The organism is Bacteroides sp. GD17 (assembly GCF_038448625.1).
Taxonomy (GTDB): domain Bacteria; phylum Bacteroidota; class Bacteroidia; order Bacteroidales; family Bacteroidaceae; genus Bacteroides.
Genome location: NZ_JBCEZS010000001.1, coordinates 255434 through 274638 on the forward strand (window position 1 = coordinate 255434; position 19205 = coordinate 274638).

The 19205-nt window shown below is 47.0% G+C and carries 15 protein-coding genes; 10 read left to right on the forward strand and 5 right to left on the reverse strand.

Going from position 1 to position 19205, the window contains the following annotated elements; all coding sequences use genetic code 11:
* Nucleotides 1–115: 115 nt before the first annotated feature.
* The 3 genes from AAE250_RS00855 to AAE250_RS00865 all read right to left on the reverse strand — a co-directional run bounded on the left by AAE250_RS00855 (nucleotide 116) and on the right by AAE250_RS00865 (nucleotide 2789).
* Entirely contained in the window at nucleotides 116–1183 is a 1068-nt protein-coding gene (locus AAE250_RS00855) for a tyrosine-protein phosphatase (protein WP_294595493.1), read from the reverse strand.
* Nucleotides 1184–1260: 77 nt separating this feature from the next.
* Entirely contained in the window at nucleotides 1261–2196 is a 936-nt protein-coding gene (locus tag AAE250_RS00860) for a carbohydrate kinase family protein (protein WP_294595491.1), read from the reverse strand.
* Complete coding sequence (locus AAE250_RS00865) at nucleotides 2184–2789, reverse strand: SIS domain-containing protein (protein ID WP_294595489.1); 606 nt, start codon at nucleotides 2787–2789, stop codon at nucleotides 2184–2186. The genes AAE250_RS00860 and AAE250_RS00865 overlap by 13 nt, the downstream gene beginning before the upstream one ends.
* 108 nt (nucleotides 2790–2897) lie before the next feature.
* Between AAE250_RS00865 and AAE250_RS00870 the strand changes: the two genes are divergently transcribed.
* Nucleotides 2898–4142, forward strand: coding sequence for a M16 family metallopeptidase (locus tag AAE250_RS00870; RefSeq protein WP_294595487.1), 1245 nt, complete (start codon nucleotides 2898–2900; stop codon nucleotides 4140–4142).
* A gap of 304 nt (nucleotides 4143–4446) precedes the next feature.
* Nucleotides 4447–4932: a porin family protein gene (locus tag AAE250_RS00875; RefSeq protein ID WP_294595485.1), complete on the forward strand. Its 486-nt coding sequence runs from the start codon at nucleotides 4447–4449 to the stop codon at nucleotides 4930–4932.
* A 51-nt stretch (nucleotides 4933–4983) separates the two neighbouring features.
* Here AAE250_RS00875 and AAE250_RS00880 read toward each other — a convergent pair whose 3' ends face one another.
* Nucleotides 4984–5574 carry an epoxyqueuosine reductase QueH gene (locus tag AAE250_RS00880; protein ID WP_294595483.1) on the reverse strand — a complete coding sequence of 197 codons (591 nt, stop codon included), beginning with the start codon at nucleotides 5572–5574 and terminating at the stop codon, nucleotides 4984–4986.
* Nucleotides 5575–5596: 22 nt separating this feature from the next.
* Entirely contained in the window at nucleotides 5597–6781 is a 1185-nt protein-coding gene (locus AAE250_RS00885) for a DUF5009 domain-containing protein (RefSeq protein WP_294595481.1), read from the reverse strand.
* A gap of 95 nt (nucleotides 6782–6876) precedes the next feature.
* Here AAE250_RS00885 and AAE250_RS00890 point away from each other — a divergent pair, with 95 nt between their 5' ends.
* The 8 genes from AAE250_RS00890 (at nucleotide 6877) to AAE250_RS00925 (ending at nucleotide 19205) form a co-directional block, all read left to right on the forward strand.
* The gene (locus AAE250_RS00890) at nucleotides 6877–8469 is read left to right on the forward strand and encodes a DUF6377 domain-containing protein (protein WP_294595479.1); all 1593 of its coding nucleotides are present in this window, start codon (nucleotides 6877–6879) and stop codon (nucleotides 8467–8469) included.
* Between the two features lie 187 nt (nucleotides 8470–8656).
* Nucleotides 8657–10147 (forward strand): glycoside hydrolase family 30 protein, encoded by a 1491-nt coding sequence (locus tag AAE250_RS00895; RefSeq protein ID WP_294595477.1) that lies wholly within the window; start codon nucleotides 8657–8659, stop codon nucleotides 10145–10147.
* Between the two features lie 20 nt (nucleotides 10148–10167).
* On the forward strand, nucleotides 10168–11421 hold the full coding sequence (locus AAE250_RS00900; RefSeq protein WP_294595475.1) for a glycoside hydrolase family 5 protein: 1254 nt from the start codon (nucleotides 10168–10170) through the stop codon (nucleotides 11419–11421).
* 68 nt (nucleotides 11422–11489) lie between these two features.
* Nucleotides 11490–13712: a glycoside hydrolase family 3 C-terminal domain-containing protein gene (locus AAE250_RS00905; RefSeq protein ID WP_294595473.1), complete on the forward strand. Its 2223-nt coding sequence runs from the start codon at nucleotides 11490–11492 to the stop codon at nucleotides 13710–13712.
* Between the two features lie 461 nt (nucleotides 13713–14173).
* Nucleotides 14174–14746: a DUF3575 domain-containing protein gene (locus tag AAE250_RS00910; RefSeq protein ID WP_294595471.1), complete on the forward strand. Its 573-nt coding sequence runs from the start codon at nucleotides 14174–14176 to the stop codon at nucleotides 14744–14746.
* 7 nt (nucleotides 14747–14753) lie between these two features.
* On the forward strand, nucleotides 14754–16268 hold the full coding sequence (locus AAE250_RS00915) for a DUF3868 domain-containing protein (RefSeq protein WP_294595559.1): 1515 nt from the start codon (nucleotides 14754–14756) through the stop codon (nucleotides 16266–16268).
* Nucleotides 16269–16337: 69 nt separating this feature from the next.
* Entirely contained in the window at nucleotides 16338–18047 is a 1710-nt protein-coding gene (locus AAE250_RS00920) for an Mfa1 family fimbria major subunit (protein WP_294595469.1), read from the forward strand.
* Nucleotides 18048–18194: 147 nt separating this feature from the next.
* Nucleotides 18195–19205 (forward strand): FimB/Mfa2 family fimbrial subunit, encoded by a 1011-nt coding sequence (locus AAE250_RS00925; protein ID WP_342288712.1) that lies wholly within the window; start codon nucleotides 18195–18197, stop codon nucleotides 19203–19205.

The window sequence follows — 19205 nt, forward strand, 5'->3', positions numbered from 1 at the left end:
GTTGAAATAGAAACGATTGGCTGTTATAAAATAAAAAAAGGCATTCCTTTTGTCTACCTGCAACCTTCCCCGGAGGAGGAGAATGCGGAGACAGTGTTTCTATCTTAAACTCATGTTATTTGCTGTCTGTCAGCAGAATGCTTTGCAGTTGCTTGATTTCCTCTTTCGTCAGTCCGATGCCCTTCTCCAGGTAGGTTTCTACATCTCCATACCTTCGTTCAGCCTCTTCTTTGGCAGCATTCAAGAAGTCTTCGCGCGCTGAGAATATGGTCGTAATAGCTTCCTGCGAACGTGCCGGAAGCCGATAGGCATACTTGGAAGCCGTAGGGATGTTGAAGTAATCATTGCTGAGGCGGTAATCTTCCATGATGATGTCCTCGTTCACACCCAGGGCAGCAAGTATCAGGGCCGATACGATGCCTGTCCGCCCTTTGCCGGACGAACAATGTATGACTACGGGGTAGTTGTTTTTATCGAGCAGGACGTCGAAAATCTGGCGATATTCCCGGGTGTAGTTGGCTATAAGGTCGCGGTTCATCTGCTCTACCATCCGGTACACGGTGTCGCTCTTGATCTTCTGTTCCTGAATACCTTTCAAGATATTCTCCATATCACCGGTTACAATGGGAATATGAACAGTCTTGAATTCTTGCTGCAACGGATTCTTTCGGTCTGCTTCGGTAGAAGAACGCAAGTCTATAATCGTTCTTATCCCGATATTTTTGAGCTCCTTGCGCGAAGACCATTCCAGACTGTCGATCTCGGCCGAACGGTAGAGCATGCCCCAACGCATCTGCTTCCGGGTGGAGTAGGAGGGATAACCTCCCAGGTCGCGGAAGTTCTGTATGCCGGGGATATTGATGTTGCGGGTAGCTACCTTCACCCGGTATTTATCGTCGAATACAAGGGTGTAGTAGTAGCGTCGCATAGGGTCGTTGGTGACGATGGTCATCTTCTGGTCGGAGATGTTTGCCAAAGCTACGGGAACATCTTCGGGGATGAAGTCCGGGTTTGTTGAAGCGTATACTTTCACATTTCCCTTGATGAGGGGGGCCATTTCCCATTTTACAATGCAGTTGCCTACGTTGTTTTCTTCACATACCACGGAGATGCGGGGAGAAGTTCCACTGCACGAGGGAAGCAATACTGCCAGAGCAAGTAAGTTCAACAGGTTTTTGTACATAGTTCGTAAACTCTCTAATGTCGTTTATCACAAATATATGTAATTTCATTACAGAGCATACCGCAAGCACGAAGCTTTTATATTTCTTTTTCTAAGTTTAATTTTTCTGCAAACTCCTTTGACACTGAATTATTAAAGCTTTTGCACACTTCTGCCGCGAACTCCATGCCGCACCGGATGATTTTGTCCCACGTGGCCTCGTCCATCGTATTCAGCTCTTCATAGCGTACGTCATATTTCAGCAGCCCGAAGATGATACCTGCATTGAAGTTATCGCCCGCACCGATGGTACTGACCGCTTCCAATGGCGGTATGGCATACTCTTTGGCAACAGTGTTGGTACGCAGCGAAATCTGTTCTGCTCCGGCTGTACAAAGGAAGTTTGAACAGTAGAACTTGATTTTATCCTTATATATCTTGTCCGCGTCGCGCAAGTTGTACATGTAGTAGAAGTCTTCCTGCGAACCACGCACGATGTCGGCATACTCCAGATTCTCAATGATGGTAGGCGCCAGTTTGATGGCCTCCTCCTTATGTGAAGAGCGGAAGTTAGGGTCGTAATAGACAATCGCTTTCTTTTCGCGTGCCTGGTCGAGCAGTTCCAGCACTTTGTCGCGCAACACCGGATTCAGGGCATAGTACGAACCTATCACCACGATATCGTCTTCTTCCAGCTTCGGATAGTCAACGTCCAGCCGCTGTTTGGGATAGTCTTTATAGAAGATGTATTCCGCATCGCTCTGCTCGTTCAGGAAAGCCAGCGATACGGGAGACTTCCCGTCAGGGAATACGTTGACATGCTCGGTGGAAATATGATTCTCCTGCATGAATTTGAGGATGATATTGCCTACCTGGTCATTTCCCGTCTCACTGATGAAGCAGATGGGAACTCCCGCACGGGCCAGTGAGACAATGCCGTTGAATACCGAACCACCCGGAACGGCCGCAGTGGGCTGTTCGCCACGGAAGATGATATCCAGTATGGTTTCTCCGATGCCGATTACTTTACGCATAATGATCTTGATTTTTCTCCGAGGTAACCACCGTGGTGGCGTTTGGAGTAGTCTTCAATGGTGAATCCGGTTTCTTTCATGGTCTGTACCACCAGAATATCGCCGATGACGGTCATGGCGGTAGTCGAGGTAGTGGGCGTCATACCCAGTGCGCAGACTTCTTTAGGCTTTCCGGTGCTGAGGCATACGTTGGATTCGTTTGCCAGGGGGCTGTCCGGGTTTCCGGTGATTACGATGAATTTCAGTTCCGGGTTCAGGTTATGTGCCAATTGGGTCAGCTCCACGATTTCGCGGGTCTTGCCTGAATTGGAGATAAGTAGTAACAAGTCGTTCTCCTGAAGGATACCGAGGTCACCATGCTGTGCTTCGCTGGGATGCAGGAAGACAGAGGGGATGCCGGTAGAGCAGAAGGTGGTAGCGATGTTCATGGCAATTTGCCCTGCCTTGCCCATGCCCGAAGTCACCAGTTTGCCTTTTTTGCGGTACACTTGTTCTACGATAAGCTCTACAGCTTTTTCATAAGCGTCTGTTACAGGGATGTTCAGAACGGCTTGCGCTTCTTTCTGCAAAAGCTCTTGAATGGATGCAATCATTATATCAATGCGTTAATGTAATTAGTAGCTGCAAATATCTGCAATTTTCCATAAATGGCAATAAGTTTTATTGTATTTTTGCGCCCGCTAATAGTTTGAAACGTCAGAATGAAGAGATTAGAGGAAATATCATCAGGATATAACATGCATACTTTGCCGAATGGCTTGCGCATTATTCACGAACCGTCCTCCTCCAAGGTGGCTTATTGTGGATTTGCCGTAGATGCCGGTACGCGTGATGAGCTTGAGAACGAGCAAGGTATGGCGCACTTTGTGGAGCATCTTATCTTTAAGGGTACCCGGAAGCGCAAGGCATGGCATATCCTGAACCGTATGGAGAATGTGGGCGGCGACCTCAATGCCTATACCAATAAGGAAGAAACGGTGATCTATTCAGCTTTCCTCACCGAGCACTTCGGCCGTGCTTTCGAACTACTGACGGATATTGTATTTCATTCCACCTTCCCGCAACGGGAGATTGAAAAAGAAACAGAAGTCATCATCGACGAAATACAATCATACGAGGACAATCCTTCCGAACTGATTTTCGATGATTTCGAGGATTTGATATTCCGTGGCCACCCGCTGGGACGCAACATTCTGGGTAATCCGGAACAGTTGAAGGCGTTTCGGAGTGAAGATGCTGCTGCATTCACTTCGCGCTTCTATCATCCCGGGAATATGGTGTTTTTTGTTTTGGGCGATTTCTCTTTCAAGCAGATAGTACGATGGGCAGAGAAGTTGTTAGGCGATATTCCGGCCGTCACGGTGGACAACCGCCGCACTTTGCCGCCTCTCTATGTTCCCGAGCACCTGGTTGTACCCAAAGATACCCATCAGGCACATATCATGATTGGTGGGCGGGGGTACAATGCTTACAATGAAAAGCGGACGGCCCTCTATCTGCTGAATAATATCCTCGGAGGTCCCGGCATGAACAGCCGGCTGAATGTTTCGCTCCGCGAGCGTCGCGGCTTGGTCTACAACGTAGAGTCTAATCTTACCTCATATACTGATACGGGCACTTTCTGCATCTATTTCGGCTGCGATCCTGAAGATATCGACCTTTGCACCCGCCTGGTCTATAAGGAACTGAAGCGTATGCGCGACCTCAAAATGACCTCCTCCCAGCTTGCCGCCGCCAAGAAACAGTTGATAGGGCAAATTGGAGTTGCCTCGGATAATAACGAGAACAATGCCTTGGGCATGGGGAAAACTTTCCTTCATTACAACAAGTACGAGGCTTCCGAAGCCGTGTTCCGGCGTATCGAACAGCTTACTCCCGAAGCCTTACTGGAAGTGGCAAACGAGATGTTTGCGGAAGATTATCTCTCGACGCTTATTTATCGCTGAGAAACTTTGTGCACTTTCCGACAAATAGAACAGTTTGCACTTCTTCCTACCTCCTTCTTACCCGGTTCTTATCCGAGTCTTACCTGGTTCTTGTATTCTCTCACCCTATAGACAAGAAGAAAACAAGAATGTGGTAGGGAGAAAAAGAGAAATAGAACAAAACAAGGTATGTGCGATGAATGATGTGCCAAATTATCATTTGCTTAAGTAGAAAATATTTATAATTAATTTTCTTTAGCCTTTTGTTTGCTTTTTGGATTTTTAATATTACTTTTGACGCGAAAACATAAAACTAAGATTCATTATGAAAAAGATTCTTGTATTATTGGTATGTTTGTGTGCCTGTGTTGCAACATCATACGCACAGAAAGGTGAGTCGTCATTGGGAGTTAACTTAAACTATGGTAACGATACCAACATTGGTTTGGGCGTTAAATATCGTTATGGGATTACTGACCAGTTGCGTATAGAGCCTGCTTTCAACTACTATTTCAAACACGACTATGCATCTATGTGGGATTTGGGTGCCAATCTGCATTATGTATTCCCGGTAGCGGATGTCGTTTCTCTTTATCCGTTGGGAGGTTTGAGCTATGCCCGTGCAAAGGCTTATCTCTCGGACTTAAATCTTGGAGATGACGTCAGCGATGGAAAGATAGCTGTTAATCTGGGTGGTGGTGTTGACTTTAAGGTAGCATCCAACGTGGTAGTTAATCTGGAACTCAAGTATCAGATTGTGGAAGACTATAACCAGCTGGTAGTAAGTGCCGGCGTTTCTTTCGCCTTCTAAATAAAGGAATAAGTAAGCCCGAAAGGCAAGTATATTTTAACCTCTGAGTTTTTACTCAGAGGTTATTTTTTTATCCAGTCGCTGCATGCTGAATTCGCATCCGCAGTACTGCTGGTTGTAAAAGTCGTATTCTTTGAGCAGTTGGTTCCTCCGGTCCTGAAGTCCTCCTTTGCGCCAGTTTTGTTCCCAAAAGATTGTGCCGGGGTAGAGGGCGGCGGCACGTCTTCCGGCTTCGTTGATTTGTTCGAGGCTCTTCCAGCGTGAAGAGGCGAGGGTGGTGGTAAATACGGAGAAGCCATGTTCGGAGGCATAGCGGGCAGTCTCCGTGAGGCGCAGCGTGAAGCACTTCAGGCATCGGCCACCGCGTTCCGGTTCGTTTTCCAGTCCTTTTATAGTGTGCAGCCAGTGTGCATAATCATAATCTGCATCGATGAAATCGAGGTTTTTGGAGGCTACAAAGCGGATTGCTTCATTTTTCCGTATCTCATACTCCTCTTGCGGATAGATGTTGGGATTGCAGTAGAATATAGTAGGACGAATGCCGTTGGCCAGCATACATTCGATGATGGCAGAAGAACAAGGTGCGCAGCAGCTATGCAGCAGCACCTTGTTGTCACCGTTAGGAGTTTGAACTTTCAACATTGTGAATCGTTAATCACTAAAATTATACTTTCAGTTTTATTTTTCCTTTTACCAGTAAGCCCGTCAGCTGTACAATGATGAGCGAGAATATCAGGGATTTGAGCAATCCCGGAATGCCGCTTCCCAATGCTTCCGGATAGTTGAGATGCAACAGTTGCTGCACGGCATACCAGATGTAAGGGATAATATAGCAGGTTAGGGTTGCCGTACCTGCAGGTTTGATGATGTCGAACCAGTTGGTTTTGCCTTTCACGTCCGTCAGCCAGTAGAAGAAACCGAATAGCGGGAAGAACATGGCGAGGCAATAGAACAACCACGTCGGGGTAGCCTGTATCTTGGAGATAATCCAGCATGGATGCGAAATCAGTGCCAGGACAAGCATCCCTACGCCGAGGGCGCAAAGCATGCCGATGAATTTTCCCGGTCGTTCGCGGTCGGCATACCGCTGCATCAGCAGGGAGGTCAGTACGCCGGACATGCCGAAAGCATGCAGCGTCCAGTCACTCGGGATGAAAGGAAGCAGGATTATCCGGCTGCCATATTCTCCCGGTATGAGGTCGGAGTGGCTGATTACGGCAAGCAACACGACTACAAACCATGCAATGGCATTCTTGCGCAAATTTTCGCGGGTAAACAGATAGATGCCTGCACAAACGGCATACGTCCAGCCGATGAGTCCGAGGATGCCCCACCAACTGATCTGGAAAGGCTTCCCGTTTATATCTTTATAGATGACGAGTGCGGCAAGCAGAAGCACACCTGCCACTTTCATTGCGGTGAAAAGGGCCTTTTTCGTTCCTTCCGCTTTGGGATAGACGCCCCAGGTGAGGAAGAAACCGATCACCATCAGGATGGAGAACCATTGGTGCGAAATGCCTCCTTCGATGCCTCCGCTGTTGAGTGAGAACAGTCCCATGGCAATCAATGCCACGGTGCGCCAGAACATGTGGGCAACAACCTGTAGCGTGGTATCTCCCTTCTTATACCGGTTTTGTACGGCAAATGATACGGACATACCCATGCAGAACAGAAAGGCGGGGAAAATGGTGTCGGAGAAGCCCATCATGTCTTCGTCTATCTTGGCGTGCATCAGCCAGTGGGGAACGTTTTTCAATCCGGGAATGTCATTGACAAAGAGCATCAGGAACATGGTGAGTGCGCGGAATACATCGACCGCGGCAACCCGTTGGGGTGTTAAGCTTTTCATAATAGGTAATTTGTTTGGGGGTTTAGAATACAAATATAGGAAAGTATTTTTTCCGAAGCTACGGCTTTGCAGGATTTCTTGCTATATTTGTTGCCATGAAAAGAAAATTGCTGTTCTTTTGTCTTTTCATTGTAGCTATTGTGCAGAATATAGTCGCTTCTGCCGATACGCCGACCATTGCTGCATTGACGGCTTCTTTGGATGAAGCAATCGGTGCGCACGAGCACTCTGTGGCCGTACGCGAAAACCGTATTGCCGGACTGAAGCGCCAGTTGATGGATGCAGATACGGCAGGCATCTCTTTTTTTCGATGGAATGGGGAAATTTATAAGGAATACAAGGCTTATATCTGCGATTCGGCCATCCACTATCTCAATATCAATCTGGATTGGGCAGAACGCCACAAACAACAGGATGCCGCTCATGAGACTCGTTTAGAGCTTGCCTATCTGATGGCTTCCGCGGGGATGTATGAGGAGGCTAGCTACCTGCTGGGGCAGATAGACAGAAACACATTGCCTGCCCGATTACTGCCCGATTGTTACCATTGTTACCATAAACTTTATGATGAACTCAGCATTTATACGCTGGACGATACTTTCAAGAAACGTTATCAGGCATTGGCGGTTTCTTATGATGATTCGTTGATGCAAGTGCTTCCGCCTACTTCTGCTCTTTACCTGGAACGGAGAGAAATGCGGGAAGCAGCAGCCGGAAATCTGGATGAAGCTTTGAGCATTAACGACACACGTCTGGCAAATGCCGAACCCAATACCCCCGAATATGCTCTGGTGACCTATCATCGCTCTCTGCTTTATCACCGGATGGGAAACCGGGAAGAAGAGAAGCGCTACTTGGCATTGTCGGCGCTTACCGATATCCGCCTGAGCATCACAGATCATGCTTCGCTCTGGACATTGGCAGAACTGCTTTATGAAGAAGGCGACATTGAGCATGCTTACCGCTATATCCGCTTTTCGTGGAGTGAGACAAACCGGTACAATGCCCGTAGCCGTAGCCTCCAGACGGCAGGTATTCTCTCCCTGATAGACCTTACTTATCAGGCCATGCGCGAGAAACAGAATGACCGGCTTCGCCTTTATATCTGGCTTATCAGTGCCCTGACCTTATTGCTGGTTGCAGCAGTAGCCTTTATCTATCGGCAGATGAAACGTCTTTCTGTGGCCCGCAACCGGATGGAGCAGGCAAACGAACAACTGCATATCTCAAACCACATCAAAGAAGAGTATATCGGCCGCTTCATGAACTTATGCTCTATCTATATCAATCGCCTGGACACCTACCGGCGTATGGTTAATAAGAAGATATCGGCAGGGCAGACGGAAGAACTGCTCAAGATGGTGCGCTCTCGTGAAGTGCTGGACACCGGACTAAAAGAGTTGTACGAGCACTTTGATACCGCCTTTCTGCATCTCTTCCCGAATTTTGTCGATAAGTTCAACGATTTGTTGCAACCGGAAGAGCGTATCGTGCTTCGCAAAGGTGAACTGCTGAATACGGAACTTCGTATCTTTGCCTTGATACGTCTTGGCATTGATGACAGTTCTCAGATTGCCGAGTTTCTACGTTACTCTGTAAATACCATTTATAATTACCGCGCCAAGGTAAAGAATAAGGCTCGTATTTCCCGTGAAGACTTTGAAACACAGCTGATGCTGATACGTTAACAATACGTCAAAAGGACTTTTGTAGTCCACTTTTTGCCTTTCTCTGATGATGTTTATCTTCTTGTGTGTTAGATGATTATATGCTATTATGACCTCACACCCTCCACCTATTTCCTATTCGTCAGTGCAGGATGTCTTTATCTTTCCTATCTTTGGGAAAGTTTAAGTAACCATTAGAGACAATACCATGAAATTAAAATCCCTTTTCTTTGTAGGATTCTGTATGTCTGCCACAGCGATTGCTTGTGGTAACAGTTCTATTCCGGTGCTGGACACTCCTCCTTCACCGATGGCGCCTCAGGGCGAAGTAACAGCGTACACCACAACTGCCGACCGTTCACAGAGCTTCACTAAAGCTACTCTGAAGTTCTCTAAAAAGCCTAAGTTTGATACTGTCATCAAGCTGGACCCGACTGTGCGTTATCAGTCTATGGATGGTTTCGGCGCTGCCGTCACCGGCTCTACCTGCTACAACCTGATGAAGATGGCACCGGCCGACCGGGCTAAGTTCCTGACTGAGACTTTTTCGGATAAAGACGGATTGGGTTTCAGTTATATCCGTATTTCAATAGGATGCTCGGACTTCTCGCTGAGTGAATATACCTGCTGCGATCAACCGGGCATTGAGAACTTCGCCTTGCAGAGTGAAGAAAAAGACTATGTAATACCTATCTTAAAAGATATCCTTGCTATTAATCCTGCTATTAAGATACTGGGTTCTCCCTGGACTTGTCCTAAGTGGATGAAGGTGGACAATCTGGTGGACAAAAAGCCTTTTGACTCATGGACAAGCGGTCAGCTGAATCCTGACTATTATAAGGACTATGCCACTTACTTCGTGAAGTGGGTAGAGGCTTTTGAGAAAGAAGGCATTCCCATTTACTCCATTACACCTCAGAATGAACCGTTGAATAGGGGCAATTCCGCTTCTCTGTTCATGGGTTGGCAAGAAGAACTGGCGTTTGTAAGAGATGCCCTTGGCCCTGCCTTCAAGACTGCCGGACTGGATACAAAGATATATGCTTTCGACCACAACTACGATTACGATAGAATGCCCGACCAACAAGGTTATCCCGTCAAGATGTACGATGATGAAGTGGCTGCCTCTTTCCTGACCGGTGCTGCTTATCACAACTATGGCGGTGACCGCAAGGAGTTGAATGAAATCCAGCGCCAGCGTCCCGATAAGGAGCTTATCTTTACCGAAACCTCTATCGGTATGTGGAACGATGGACGCAATCTGCAAAAGCGACTGACAGCCGATATGCGCGAAGTAGCCCTGGGCACGGTGAACAACTGGTGTAAAGGTGTTATCGTATGGAATTTGATGCTCGACTCTGAACGTGGACCCAATCGTGAGGGCGGTTGCCAGACTTGTTACGGTGCGGTAGATATTGACAAATCGGACTACAAGACTCTCACTTACAATTCGCATTATTACATTATCGGCCATCTGTCGGCAGTGGTGAAGCCGGGTGCTTTCCGTATCGAAAGCGATGGTGTTACGGGTAGTAACTTGATGTATTCTGCTTTCGAAAATCCCGATGGAACCGTGGCTTTTGTGGTGTCCAACGGAAGTGAGAGCATGGCTCGGGTAAGCCTGACGGTAGACGGAAAGAATTATGTAGATTGTACAATTCCCGGCAACTCGGTTGCCTCTTATTGCTGGAAGAAGTAACTTAAAATAACAATAATACCATGAAACATTTATTAGCAACAAGTATTTCCATTGCCCTACTGTCGTTGGGCATAGTGGGATGTAGTGAGAAACAAGCCTCGGAGACAGTATCTCCCGATGCATTTGTAACCATTCAGGGACCGGATTTAATAAAACCCGATGGTTCGAAGCTCTTCATCATGGGCACGAACCTGGGCAACTGGTTGAATCCTGAGGGCTATATGTTCAGGTTCAATAAAACCAATTCGGGACGCTTCATCAACGAGATGTTCTGCCAGTTGGTGGGCCCAGACTTTACAGCCGACTTCTGGAAGGCATTCAAGGATAATTATGTGACGCGCGAAGATATACAGTTCATCAAGAATACGGGTGCCAATACCATCCGCCTGCCTTTCCATTACAAACTGTTTACGGACGAAGATTATATGGGTCTGACGGTCAATCAGGATGGATTTGCCCGTGTAGATACGCTCGTAAACTGGTGTCGTGAAGCCGATCTTTACCTTATCCTGGATATGCACGATGCTCCCGGTGGACAAACAGGCGATAATATTGATGATAGCTACGGCTATCCTTGGTTGTTCGACAGCGAGCAGAGCCAGCAGCTTTACTGCGACATCTGGCGCAAGATTGCCGATCATTACAAGAACGAGCCGGTCATCTTGGGTTATGAACTGTACAACGAGCCTATCGCTCCTTACTTCGAGAATGTAGAAGAGCTCAACGGAAAGTTGGAAGATGTATATAAGAAAGGTGTAGCGGCCATCCGCGAGGTAGATAAGAACCATATCATACTCTTGGGCGGTTCGCAGTGGAACGGTAACTTCAAGCCCTTCAAGGACTCTAAGTTCGATGACAAGATTATGTATACTTGTCACCGCTATGGAGGTGATCCGACAAAGGCTGCCATTCAGAACTTCATCAACTTCCGCGATAGTGTGAACCTGCCGATGTATATGGGTGAAATAGGTCATAATACGGACGAGTGGCAGGCTGCTTTCTGCCAGACGATGCGCGAGAATAACATCGGTTATACCTTCTGGCCGTACAAGAAGATGGACGGTTCGTCTTTCGTAGGCATCACTCCGCCGGAGAACTGGGCAAACATTGTATACTTCTCCGAAGCGCCGCGTACTACGTATAAGGAGATTCGTGAGGCTCGTCCCGACCAGGCAATGGCTCGTAAGGCGATGATGGATTTCATTGAGGCTTGTAAACTGAAGAATTGTGTGGTGCAGGAAGGATATATTCAATCGTTGGGAATGAAGAAGTAAGTTCCCATTCATCATCCCTCAAAACTATTATGTAATTCAAACAATAGATTATAAAACATTAAAGTAGAATGAGAAAAGTTTTATTTGGTTTGGCTCTGGCTGTTGTGTTGCCTCTTTCGGCACAGCAGAAGCCTGTTTATCTGGATGAGGCGCAGCCCATTGAGAAGAGAGTAGAAGATGCATTGAGTCGCCTGACCTTGAAAGAAAAGGTGGCGATGGTACATGCACAGTCAAAATTCAGTAGTGCCGGGGTGTCTCGTTTGGGAATTCCTGAGTTCTGGATGACCGATGGTCCTCACGGAATACGTCCCGAAGTGTTGTGGGACGAATGGGATCAGGCTGGCTGGACCAACGACTCTTGCGTAGCCTACCCGGCATTGACATGCCTTGCCGCTACCTGGAACCCCGAAATGTCCATGCTATACGGAAAGAGCATCGGCGAAGAAGCCCGCTATCGTAACAAGACCGTTCTTCTGGGTCCTGGTGTAAACATCTACCGCACACCGCTGAACGGACGTAACTTTGAGTATATGGGTGAAGATCCTTATTTGGCCGGCCGTATGGTTGTTCCCTACGTACAGGGTGTACAGCAGAACGGTGTTGCCGCTTGCGTAAAGCACTTCGCGCTGAACAATCATGAAGTGAACCGTCACAACACCAATGTCATTGTAGACGACCGTGCTCTGTACGAAATCTATCTGCCTGCTTTCAAAGCTGCCGTGCAAGAAGGTAATGCATGGGCCATCATGGGTGCTTACAACCTTTATAAAGGTCAGCATGCCTGCCACAACCAATATCTGCTGAACGATATTCTGAAAGGCGAATGGGGCTTCGACGGCGTAGTTATTTCCGACTGGGGAGGTGTGCACGATACAGACCAGGCCATCACCAACGGAATGGATATGGAATTCGGCAGCTGGACCAACGGTCTTTCCAACGGTGCCAGCAATGCTTACGATAATTATTACCTGGCTATGCCTTACTTGCAGCGCATCCAGGAAGGCAAGGTAGGCACCAAGGAACTGGACGACAAAGTACGTCGCATCCTTCGCCTGGCTTTCCGTACCACGATGGACACGAACCGTCCTTTCGGTGCATTGCTCTCTCCCGAACATTACGAAGCAGCCCGCCGCATTGGTGAAGAAGGCATCGTACTGTTGCAGAACAAGAACAATGTGCTTCCGATAGACCTGAACAACGCAAAGAAGATTGCCGTGATAGGCGAAAATGCTGTTAAGATGATGACCGTAGGTGGCGGTAGTTCTTCTTTGAAGGTACAACGTGAACTCTCTCCGCTGGACGGCATCAAGCAACGTGTAGGCAATAAGGCAGAAGTCGTTTACGCCCGTGGCTACGTGGGCGATGCAAGCGGTGAATACAACGGCGTAGTAACCGGTCAGAACCTGAAAGACGACCGTTCTCCCGAAGAATTGATAGCAGAAGCTGTGAAGGTGGCTGCTGATGCCGACTACGTAATCTTTATCGGTGGCTTGAATAAGAGCAACGGACAGGATTGCGAAGACTCCGACCGCGAAGGCCTTGGCTTGTCTTACGGACAAGATGACGTAATCTCTGCTTTGGCAAAGGCCAATAAGAACCTGATTGTTGTCAATATCTCCGGCAACGCCATTGCCATGCCTTGGGTGAATGAAGTTCCTGCCATTGTACAGGATTGGTATCTGGGTTCTGAGGCAGGCAGCGCTCTTGCAGCTATCTTGATGGGCGATGTGAACCCCAGCGGCAAGCTGCCTTTCACTTTCCCGGTGAAACTGGAAGACTGTCCGGCTCATAGCCTGGGCGAATATACCGGCAAGAGAAGCAGAGAAATCATAGACGTGAAGTATAACGAAGGCATCTTCGTAGGTTACCGCTGGGCGGACAAACAGAAGAAGGTGAAACCGTTGTTCTCCTTCGGTCATGGTTTAAGCTACACTACCTTTGAATATGGCAAGCCGACTGCTGACAGCAAGACTATGTCTGCCGACGGTACGCTGACCGTAAAGGTTACTGTAAAGAATACCGGTGCGCGCGAAGGTCAGGAAGTTGTCCAGCTGTATATCAGCGATAAGAAGTCTTCTCTGCCTCGTCCTATCAAAGAACTGAAAGGTTTCCAGAAGATAAAGCTGGCACCGGGCGAAGCGAAAGAAGTAACGTTCACCATTGATAAAGAAGCTCTGAGCTTCTTCGACGATGCCCAGCATACATGGGTAGCCGAACCGGGTAAGTTCGAAGCCATCATTGCCGCTTCGGCTGCCGACATCAAAGGTGTAGTTCCTTTTGAATTGAACTGATAAACATCAAAACAATAAGTTTTTTTCTTTTCATTAGTTATTATCAAAGATTGTGTAAATAGGGCAGGGCGTGACCGTGAGGTTACGCCCTGCTTGCTGCTGAACTATTCACTGCAATATCTTAAAGTAATGGAAAAAGGCGTTTTTCTTTCATATATTAATAAATTTAGAATGATTTCTTTAATAAGTTTCGTATTCTGAAACATTCTGAATTAATTTATTCGCATATCGAAAAAAGAGTTTGAATATTCTGCCTTTTTTTAATTTCAGCCATTTTTCCTCTGAACAATAACGTAATTAGTTGTCTTCCCGCTTTTTCAGTGCTTATAACAGAAATTGATATCATCCTCAATCTTCTTTATTACTCCGATATTTGCAATGTGGATTTTCAGGCTGTTTTGGATGCTTAAATAGCATAAATCCAACCTGTACCGTAATTGTGAAATAATAAAAAGTAATAGATGAATAGAAAAATACTGGTATGTATATTACTTATGATAGGTTTACTGCCTACTGTGAGTAAAGCACAAAAACTTGCAGTAAAAACGAACTTACTTTACGACGCCACTACTACAATGAATCTTGGACTGGAAGTATCGTTGGCACGTAAGTGGACACTGGATATTCCGGTCAACTATAACCCCTGGAAGTTTGATGATACCCGATTGAAACATTGGGGCATACAACCGGAAGTGCGTTACTGGTTCTGCGAAAGCTTCAACCGTACGTTCATCGGGGTGCATGCGCACTATGCCGACTTTAATGTAGGCGGATGGCCCGACTGGCCGTTCGTCAGCCAGAATATGCAGGATATGCGCTATCAGGGGCATCTGTATGGAGGAGGTGTTTCAATCGGACATTCGTGGATATTGAAGAAGCGCTGGAGTATAGAGGCTTCCCTGGGAGTGGGGTATGCACGGATTGTATACGATAAATATCCCTGTACCACCTGCGGCACCAGGCTGAAAGACGCAAGCAAGAACTACCTGGGTCCTACCAAAGCGAGCTTGTCACTTATTTACCTAATCAAATAGATTGAGAATAATGAAAAGAAATATGCTATTCGTTGCACTGGCAATGATTGCCTTGTGCCTGAATGTGAACAGCGTTTTGGCTCAGGATCGTTCTTACGAAGGAACCATCACCTTGAAGCCTGTACGGTTGGAGCAGCAGGGCGAAACCCTTTACGTAGATTTCGATATCGTGATGGAGGATGTGAAAGTGAAGTCGGCACATGGAACGGACTTCATTCCACAATTGGTTTCCGGTGACGTCACACGCAATCTTCCGCGGGTATCTGTCAAAGGTAAGAATGAGTACCTGGTTTATGAACGCAGGCTGGCGCTGATGAGTGCCAAAGAGAAAAAGAACTACGAGGCACCTTATGCGATAGAGAAAAGCGACGGGAAGAAAAGCGGCGTTATCCGCTACAGATATACCTTACCCTACAAACCTTGGATGGAGAATGCCCGACTGGACATACAGCGCGACGAGTGCGGTTGCGGCGAAAGTACGCTGATGAATGTAGAACATGTTTTTGATGAAGTTGCGCTTGAGCGTATGCTGGAGCCCTATGTGGTAACTCCCTACCTCTCGTATGTGGAGCCTGTGGTAGAAGAAATCAAGAGCCGTGATATACAAGCTGAATGTTCTTTGGACTTCGAGGTGGGCAAGACGGATATCCGTCCCGAATACATGAACAATCCTCGGGAGTTGGCCAAGATACGTACAATGATAGACGAGCTGAAGTCCGATGCCGATGTGCAGGTGAAGCGCTTGGAAATTACCGGTTATGCTTCGCCCGAAGGTACGTTGGAGGCAAACAAACGCCTGTCCGAAGGCCGTGCCATGGCACTGCGCAACTATCTGGCTGCCCGCTATGACTATCCGCTCAATCAGTACGGCATTGTTTTCGGCGGTGAGAACTGGGACGGGCTGGTAAAGGCGCTCGATACGTTCGAGATGGATTATAAGGAAGAGGTACTGGACATCATTACGAACATCCCGATAGAAAAAGGCAGGGAGACGAAGTTGATGCAGCTTCGCGGTGGTGTACCCTATCAGTTTATGCTGAAACATATCTTCCCGAGTTTGCGCGTAGCCATCTGTAAGGTGAACTACGATGTAAAGAACTTCAAGTTGGAGGAAGCGAAAGAAGTGATAAAGAAACGCCCTCAGAATCTGAGTCTGAACGAAATGTTTGTGGTGGCTAACAGCTATCCGAAAGGTTCGCAGGAGTTTATCGACATCTTTGAGACAGCCGCCCGCATCTATCCCGAAAGTGGGATCGCCAATATGAATGCAGCTGCGGCAGCTCTTTCACGCAGTGATCTGGTTTCTGCGGAGCGCTATCTGAAAAGAGTGAAGGCGGATGATTGTCTGCCCGAATATAACAATGCAATGGGAGTATTATCATTAATGAAAGGAGATTATGAGTCGGCGGAAAAGTATTTGAAGATGGCCGAGAAGCTGGGGCTGAATGCTGCCAAGAGTAATTTGGAAGAGTTAGCCAGGAAGAAGGCGAATATTGCTGAGATAGAGAAAAAGAGTAAATAACCATGGCAAGCGAATCTTGCTATTAACGTGAATAATTAACAATACTAATTTCTAATAAGTTTTTTTATTATGCTAAAGATCAAATCAATTTTAGTGTCGATGCTGGCTGTGGCTGCATTGGCGAGTTGCTCGGAAGACAATGACATTGGTGCCGGTGGTGACGGAGACAAAAACTATGATGTGGCCTATGTATCGATCAGCATGTCCAGTCCTAAAAATACAAGGACGCGTGCGTCTGGGGAACAAGATGCCCGGCCGGAAGAGAGTGCCATCAATGAACTTTATGTGATTACGTTCGATAAAAATAAGGTGGTGGTTAAGGACGCGAGTGCTACCAAATATGTTACAGTATTGGGAAGTGGCTCTTTCGGGACAAATACCAGTGGAGTTACTACTCCGAACACTCCGATCAGAGTAGCTACGGACACTAAATATCTTCTTGTAGTTGCCAATCCGGGTAAGAAGATAAAGAAACGTTTGGATGACGAGATAACGGTAACTACAACTTTTAATGATATTAATGCTGTAGTCACGGTAGATACAGAGAGCGGTAAACCCGATAATTCTTATCTCGTAGATGAGGTGGTACATGCTGACGGTTGTACAATGATTAATGCCGGGTTCTTCGATGATTCTGATCCAGATCCTACAAACCACCAATGGAAGTCTGATTGTTTGCTCGATGTAGAGAACTTCATTATTCTGGCCAGTGATTATAAGACTGAAGCGGAAGCCCAAAATGCTGCGAAGAGTAAGCCGGCTACACTTGAGATAGAACGCCTTGCCGCTAAATTGGAGGTGATGGTCAGTGCTTCGTTGAAAGTTGGCCCTTTTGCAAGCGATGACGTGAGTCAAACAAATAGTCTTGGCCAGTTTGAATTTGGAAATTGGACTATCGACTACTACAACTCTCTGTTGTTTCCTTTTGCAGAGAAAACGACTACAAAGTCGTCTCATAGTGGTGGATTCTATAAGAGTAACTTCTATACTGTAGACCCGAACTTTACAGCGGGCGGTGGAACTGACTATCTTACAGGTATCATCAAGAATGAGGTCGTCAGTCGCGAGCCTCATGCCGATTGGACTGCTCAAAGCGCGACTTCGGGTGCTAACTATAAATACTGCATTGAAAATACCATGGATGAGACTTATCAGAAGTTCGGTGCGGCTACGCGTCTGGTACTTAAAGGGAAGTATGCGCCTTGGCTGGCAGGTGATTTTACTTTGGGTGATGATTGGTACCGCTTCTCTAATGGAACGAATTCTGTAAACTTTAAGAGCCTTAGTGATTTACAAGCTGCTTATACGCCTGCTAAAGCCAAAGCGGAAGCTGACAGAACTGCTGCCGAAAAACTCTTGGTTAATGCATGCGAGAAGTTTTATGATCAAATAAAGGGAGAACTTGCTTCAGATCCGGGTAGCTTTGCAGCTCTTACTCAGGCTGCTCTTGATAATTCCAATATTGAGAACGGTGGAGAACTGTGCAAGGTAGATGGTTGTATCTACTGGTATCCGAAGAGTCTCAACTATTACTACTATGAGATTCGCCATGACAACGAAGCAGATCCTTACATGGAATATGGAAAGTATGGTGTAGTGCGCAATAACTATTATACGCTTACGCTGAACAAGGTGAATGGAAACGGTACCCCGTGGTATCCCGGTGATGGCCCGGAAGATCCGGACGAAAAAGAAGACATTGACAAGTTGGGTGCATATCTCCACTTTGAGCTTAAAGTTGCTCCGTGGATATATTGGACTACCGGTTTCGAAATCTAATAATCCTCCTCTCTATATAAACGAACAAGGTAGTGCAAACTGCCTGCCTTGTCCGTTTTTAAACATTTCTTGCGGAATTACTTTCCGCGCCCTCTGACAATATAAACGGCAGCTTGATAATGCTGCCCCATAGAAGAAAAAGATATGATGTTCGGAAAAACCAAATCGCTGTTCCTTATCGTAGCCTCGATGTTCTGCATCGCCTCATGTGACAGCATACGTGAAGATTTGCCCCGGTGTGAACTTTGGTTGGAGTTCGCATTCGATTATAATATGGAATATGCGGATGCGTTCAATCCGCAGGTGAAATCGGTGGACGTATTTGTGTTTGGTAGTGACGACAAATTGCTCTTCACCAAAAGAGCAGAATCTACTGCATTGGTGGCCGGAAACCGAATGCCACTGACTGATGAACTTGATTTTGGCAACTACAAAATACTTACCGTTGGTAGCTTATCCGACAATTTCCGCATTCTGGATAATGACGGCCATGAATTGCTTCCGGGAACAACAACTCTCCGGCAAGTCATTGTAGCCTTGAAGCGTGAGTCGAATATTGTAAACTTTGAATTCCCACACCTTTACTTTGGCGAAGTGGTGGAGGTGAATCATGTGCCTTTCAACATCGACCACAAAGTATACAAGGTGAACCTGATGCGCAACACCAATCGGTTTAACGTTGCCTTGATGAAGACCGTGGAAAGCAAAACAAACGGCACGCAATATACTTTTGCGATTCAGGCGCCGGAGCCTGCCGCTTATTCTTGGGAAAACGAACCCACAGACCAGGGCACGGTCACTTATGTGCCCCACTATACAGGCCCGGGCGAGGCTTCTGACGTAATTGTATCTGCCCGCCTGAACACCATGCGCCTGCTCAACCGAGAAGGCCGGAACTATCGGTTCATCATAAAGAATGCTGATACCGGAGACGAAATATGGAGCTATGACTTGATGAAACTGCTGAGCATTGCCCGGCCTACCCACCGCCAGGACGGGACGGAACTTCCTTTCCAGGAATACCTCGACCGGCAGAGCGAATGGAACTTGGTGCTTGCAGTTACCGAGAAACCCGAAGGAGGAGGCCAGGGAGGATTCCTGCAGATAGGCCTTGTTGTGGGTACTTGGATATATTGGCTTCATGATATTGAAATATAA

Bases quoted from the DNA above. Each gene is read 5' to 3' on its own strand.
- AAE250_RS00855 (WP_294595493.1), bottom strand. From the start codon at position 1,183: ATGTACAAAAACCTGTTGAACTTACTTGCTCTGGCAGTATTGCTTCCC.
- AAE250_RS00860 (WP_294595491.1), bottom strand. From the start codon at position 2,196: ATGCGTAAAGTAATCGGCATCGGAGAAACCATACTGGATATCATCTTC.
- AAE250_RS00865 (WP_294595489.1), bottom strand. From the start codon at position 2,789: ATGATTGCATCCATTCAAGAGCTTTTGCAGAAAGAAGCGCAAGCCGTT.
- AAE250_RS00870 (WP_294595487.1), top strand. From the start codon at position 2,898: ATGAAGAGATTAGAGGAAATATCATCAGGATATAACATGCATACTTTG.
- AAE250_RS00875 (WP_294595485.1), top strand. From the start codon at position 4,447: ATGAAAAAGATTCTTGTATTATTGGTATGTTTGTGTGCCTGTGTTGCA.
- AAE250_RS00880 (WP_294595483.1), bottom strand. From the start codon at position 5,574: ATGTTGAAAGTTCAAACTCCTAACGGTGACAACAAGGTGCTGCTGCAT.
- AAE250_RS00885 (WP_294595481.1), bottom strand. From the start codon at position 6,781: ATGAAAAGCTTAACACCCCAACGGGTTGCCGCGGTCGATGTATTCCGC.
- AAE250_RS00890 (WP_294595479.1), top strand. From the start codon at position 6,877: ATGAAAAGAAAATTGCTGTTCTTTTGTCTTTTCATTGTAGCTATTGTG.
- AAE250_RS00895 (WP_294595477.1), top strand. From the start codon at position 8,657: ATGAAATTAAAATCCCTTTTCTTTGTAGGATTCTGTATGTCTGCCACA.
- AAE250_RS00900 (WP_294595475.1), top strand. From the start codon at position 10,168: ATGAAACATTTATTAGCAACAAGTATTTCCATTGCCCTACTGTCGTTG.
- AAE250_RS00905 (WP_294595473.1), top strand. From the start codon at position 11,490: ATGAGAAAAGTTTTATTTGGTTTGGCTCTGGCTGTTGTGTTGCCTCTT.
- AAE250_RS00910 (WP_294595471.1), top strand. From the start codon at position 14,174: ATGAATAGAAAAATACTGGTATGTATATTACTTATGATAGGTTTACTG.
- AAE250_RS00920 (WP_294595469.1), top strand. From the start codon at position 16,338: ATGCTAAAGATCAAATCAATTTTAGTGTCGATGCTGGCTGTGGCTGCA.
- AAE250_RS00925 (WP_342288712.1), top strand. From the start codon at position 18,195: ATGTTCGGAAAAACCAAATCGCTGTTCCTTATCGTAGCCTCGATGTTC.